Consider the following 4,903-nt stretch of genomic DNA (forward strand, 5'->3'; position numbering starts at 1 on the left):
CGACGAGCTCGTCGGCGCGGCTGGCCGGGCGCGCCGCGGCCTGCTGGCCCGAGCGGGCCACCATCAGGCTGACGTCCGAGAGCGCCTCCATGTCCCGCTGCTCGCGCAGGAGGTCGGAGTACGCCCAGTACAGCGCGGTGAGGCCGAGGAAGACGGCGAGCACCAGCGGCCACGCCTGCGGCGTGCTGGAGATGACGAGGTAGCCGGAGAGGCCGACGGACGCGTTGACGAAGCCGACGACCAGGATCCGCCCGGTGAGCCGGACGGCGGTGCTGACCCGCATCCGGCGCCGCAGCACGCGGACCGCGGCCAGGGCGAGCAGCGTGCTCACGAGCGGCGCGGTCAGCGTGCCGGCCAGCGCCGCGACCCACGGGATCTCGTCCCCGGTCCCGACGGCGTGCTTGACCAGACCGGCGACCGCGAAGGCGCCGGTGATCTCGAGCAGGAACGCGCCCGCGTTGTAGAGCACGCGGCCGGCGACCTTGCGCGCGAGCAGCGTGCCGATGCCGGCGACGAGGTGCGCGGCCAGCACGACTTCGAAGGGCGCGACGAAGAACCCGATGACGAGCGGGATCTCGGTGAACGAGATCGTCCACGAGATGCCGCTGCGGACGTCGACGTTGATGCCGAGCTGTTCGGCGAGCAGGAAGGCGACCGCGAGCACGGGCCCGATCCACAGCAGCCGGTCGTTCCACTCGAACGGCAGCCACGAGCCGACCGCGAACGCGGCGACGAGCCCGAGGCTCAGGACCGCGAAGGTGTAGATGCGGAAGCGGCGTTCGTCGGTGCGGGCTTCGGCGGAGACGGGTGGTGTCCCGGAGGCGGCTCCCGGCCCGGGCTGCGCCTGCGCGACGGCGTCGCCGTGGGCGTTGGTGTCCGGCATCCGACCTTCCCTCCCGGCTTGTCCACCGGTGCTGATCCGTGACTTCGGGTGTGGACAAGGGCCATACCGTACCCCGTAGGGCGTACCCGTGTCCCTTTCGAGACAGTAGGAGATCACCCCAGGGTTAACAATGCCTCGAACGCGCTGACCTGCGTGGACCAAGGGGTGAAACGGCAGGTGTCGTAACTGTGCCGGTTCTCTTCGCACGCGCCGCCGGGTAGCGCTTCAATGGCCTCATGCACAGCGATGTGATTGCCACCGAGCACGCGGCACGGCTCGCGGCGGTGGACTCCCTCCTCCCCGGATCGACTCCCTTCGAGGCAGCGGAAAACGCGGTGGTCCTGGAGGTGGCGACGGGCGACTCCGCCGCGTCCGGGCTGGCCTCCCGCGTCCAGGTCGACCGCGACGCCCCGAACGCCCCGTGGCGCGCGCTGACCGAGCACCGCCTCGATCTCCAGCTGGCCGGTCCGCAGCCGGCGGCCGTGCTGGACGCCCTCCTCACCCGATGGGATGAACATCTGCGCGCGGTCGCCGAGCGCGGCGACACCGAGACCGCGGCGATCGTCCCGCGCGCGAGCCGGGACGCCGCCGGCGCGCGGGAAATGCTGCACCACGGCTTCGCGCCGTTGCGGGTGGTCGCGGTCCGCCCCGCGCAGCGGCACGTCCCGGCGACCCCGCTCGGCACCCCCGGCGTCAAGATCCGCCGCGCCGAGCCCGGCGACCTGGAAACCGCGGTGGCGCTCGGGATGGAGCTGCACTCCTACGACGCCCAGTACGGCACGGTGAACTGGCGCACCGGCGTCGAGGAGATCCTGGCCAAGGACCTCGCCGAGCAGCTGAAGCGGCCGGAGCCGCCGTTGTGGATCGCCGAGCTGTACGGCCGTCCGCTCGGCATGGTGAGCGTCCAGCACCCGGGCGAGACCGGCTGGATCAGCGGCCGGGTCGCGGCTTCCCGGGTGGGCTACCTGTCCTCATTGGCCGTGGCGGAGGCGGCGCGGTCGTCCGGCGTCGGCACCGCGCTGGCGACGCACGCCCACCAAGTCCTCGACGAGGAAGGCGCCGACGTCGTCCTGCTGCACCACGCCGCGGCGAACCCGCTGTCGACGCCGTTCTGGTACGCCCAGGGCTACCGCCCGCTGTGGACGTACTGGCAGCGTCGACCGGCTGTTCGGTGAACTACTGGAGGATTACCGCGGCTGCCCTGGGCTTATAGGCTGACCTCGCCGCCAGCGAGGGGAGCCTGAAGTGACCGACCAGCGGGATTCCGCGCCGAGAGCGCCCGAGGGCGTCGACACCGAGAAGCCGTCCGCGGCCCGGATCTACGACTGGTACCTGGGCGGTACCCAGAACTGGGCCGTGGACCGCGAGTTCGGCCGGCGCATGGAACAGCAGTGGCCGCTGGTGCGCCCGGGGTCCAAGCAGAACCGCGAGTTCATGAACCGCGCGGTGCGGGCGGCGCTGCGGGCCGGTATCCGGCAGTTCATCGACCTCGGCTCGGGCGTGCCGACGGCGGGCAACGTGCACGAGGTCGTCGAGGCGGAGCTGCCCGAAGACCACGACGCGAAGGTCGTCTACGTCGACTACGAGCCGGTCGCCGTCGCCCACGCGACGCTGATCCTCGAAGAGGGCATGGCGACCGACTGGGCCGGCATCGTCCAGGCCGACATGCGGGACGCGAAGTCCGTGCTGCGCTCCGAAGAGACGCGCCGGCTGATCGACTTTTCGCAGCCGGTCTGCCTGATCATGGCGGCGGTGCTGCACTTCGTCGGCCCGGACGACGATCCGGACGGGCTGCTGGCGGCGTACCGGGACGCGCTCGCGCCGGGCAGCTGGCTGGCGATCTCCCAGATGAGCGAAGGCGACGGGTCCGGTCCGTACCTGGACGGGCTGCGGTGGTTCGTCGAGCAGTACCGCAAGACGAGCAACCCGGTCTGGCTGCGCAACCGCGAAGAGATCGAGCCGCTCTTCGGCGACTGGCCGATCCTGGAGCCGGGCATCGTGCACCTGCCGGACTGGCGGCCGGACCGGAAGATCAACGCCCTGGAGGCGGAGGCCCGCCCGTTCGCGTGGTGCGCCGTGGCGGCGAAGCCAGGGCGCTGACCTGCGGTTTCCCCGATCGCTGTGGGCGAACGCACCATCGGAAACAAACACACCCATCGGAGAGTTGAGCTAGGCAGACTCAACTATCCGAGGAGTGCACATGTCCGACACCCGCCTCCTGCCCGTGCTCCCGCTCGATGACGACGTCGTGCTGCCGGGCATGGTCGTCCCGCTCGACCTGACCGACACCGAGACGCGGGCCGCGGTGGAGTCCGCCCAGGCCAAGACGCCGAGCCAGGCTTCCTTCCCCGGGATCCGGTCGACCGGCGCCGCCAAAGCCGAAGTCCTCATCGTCCCGCGCGTCCACGGCGAGTACGCCGAGTTCGGCACCGTCGCCACGGTCGAGCGCATCGGCCGCGTGCCCGGCGGCAAGGCCGCCGTCCTGCTGCGCGGCACGGCCCGCGCGGTCGTCGGCCGGATCGCCGACGGTCCCGGCGCCGCCCGCTGGGTGCACGCCGAGGACGCCACCGAGACCACCGACGAGCAGACCGCGAAGCTCGCGACCGAGTACAAGGCCGTCGTCATCTCGATCCTCCAGCAGCGCGGCGGCTGGCAGCTGATCGACGCCGTCCAGCAGGTCGAGGACGCCTCCGCGATCGCCGACCTGTCCGGGAACGCGCCGTACCTCGACACCGACCAGAAGCTCACCCTTCTGTCCACAGTGGACGTCAGCGCCCGGCTGGAGAAGGCCCTCGAATGGAGCAAGGAGCACCTGGCCGAGCTCGAGGTGACCGACACGATCCGCAAGGACGTCGCCGAGGGCATGGAGAAGCAGCAGAAGGAGTTCCTGCTGCGCCGCCAGCTCGAGGCCATCCGCAAGGAGCTCGGCGAACTCGACGGCACCGCTGACGAGACGGATTACCGCGCCCGCGTCGAGGCTGCCGAACTGCCCGACGCCGTCAAGAAGGCCGCACTGGCCGAAGTGGACAAACTGGACCGCACGTCCGAGCAGTCCCCCGAAGGCGGCTGGATCCGCACCTGGCTGGACACCGTCCTGGAACTGCCCTGGACCGAGCGCACCGAGGACGTCCACGACATCGCCGCGGCCCGGGCCATTCTGGACGCCGACCACGCGGGTCTGGACGACGTCAAGGAACGCATCATCGAATACCTGGCCGTCCGGAAGCGGCGCGCGGAATCGGGTCTCGGCCCGGTCGGCGGACGGCGTTCCGGTGCGGTGCTCGCCCTCGCGGGCCCTCCCGGGGTCGGCAAGACGTCGCTGGGTGAGTCGGTCGCGAAGGCCATGGGCCGCAAGTTCGTCCGGGTGGCGCTGGGCGGCATCCGCGACGAGGCGGAGATCCGCGGCCACCGCCGCACGTACGTCGGCGCGCTGCCCGGCCGGATCGTCCGCGCCATCAAGGAAGCCGGCTCGATGAACCCGGTCGTGCTGCTCGACGAGATCGACAAGGTCGGCGCCGACTACCGCGGCGACCCGACCGCGGCGCTGCTCGAAGTGCTGGACCCGGAGCAGAACCACACGTTCCGCGACCACTACCTCGAGGTCGAGCTGGACCTGTCCGACGTCGTGTTCCTGGCGACCGCCAACGCGCTGGAGACCATCCCCGGCCCGCTGCTGGACCGCATGGAGCTCGTCACGCTGGACGGCTACACCGAGCACGAGAAGGTCACCATCGCCCGCGACCACCTGCTCCCCCGCGAGCTGGAGCGGGCCGGGCTGGGCACGTCCGACGTCACGCTGACCGACGCCGCGTTCAGCCGGATCGCCGCCGAGTACACCCGCGAGGCGGGCGTGCGCGACGCGAACCGGACGATCGCCAAGGTGCTGCGGAAGGTCGCGACCAAGGTGGCCCTGGACGAGGTTTCGCTGCCGCTGACCGTCGACGCTGGTGATCTGGACGCGTACCTGGGCCGCCCGCGGCACATCCCGGAGTCGTCGCTGCCGGCGTCGACCCAGCGCAC

The 4,903-nt window shown here is 71.3% G+C and carries 3 protein-coding genes and 1 pseudogene; 3 read left to right on the forward strand and 1 reads right to left on the reverse strand.

All coding sequences use genetic code 11. The annotated features are described in order from the left end of the window. Positions 1-883: pseudogene (locus tag CCN39_RS16945) on the reverse strand (diguanylate phosphodiesterase); the annotation flags it as partial. A gap of 236 nt (positions 884-1,119) precedes the next feature. Between CCN39_RS16945 and CCN39_RS16950 the strand changes: the two are divergent. From CCN39_RS16950 to CCN39_RS16960, 3 genes are all read left to right on the forward strand, one after another. Beyond that, positions 1,120-2,058, forward strand: coding sequence for a GNAT family N-acetyltransferase (locus tag CCN39_RS16950; protein WP_086843090.1), 939 nt, complete (start codon positions 1,120-1,122; stop codon positions 2,056-2,058). Between the two features lie 70 nt (positions 2,059-2,128). Continuing rightward, on the forward strand, positions 2,129-2,983 hold the full coding sequence (locus CCN39_RS16955; protein WP_086843092.1) for an SAM-dependent methyltransferase: 855 nt from the start codon (positions 2,129-2,131) through the stop codon (positions 2,981-2,983). A gap of 100 nt (positions 2,984-3,083) precedes the next feature. Next, a partial coding sequence (locus tag CCN39_RS16960; protein ID WP_086843094.1) for an LON peptidase substrate-binding domain-containing protein occupies positions 3,084-4,903 on the forward strand: 1,820 nt, incomplete at its 3' end.

This window comes from Amycolatopsis kentuckyensis (assembly GCF_002155975.1).
GTDB lineage: Bacteria > Actinomycetota > Actinomycetes > Mycobacteriales > Pseudonocardiaceae > Amycolatopsis > Amycolatopsis kentuckyensis.

Bases quoted from the DNA above. Each gene is read 5' to 3' on its own strand.
- CCN39_RS16950 (WP_086843090.1), top strand. From the start codon at position 1,120: ATGCACAGCGATGTGATTGCCACCGAGCACGCGGCACGGCTCGCGGCG.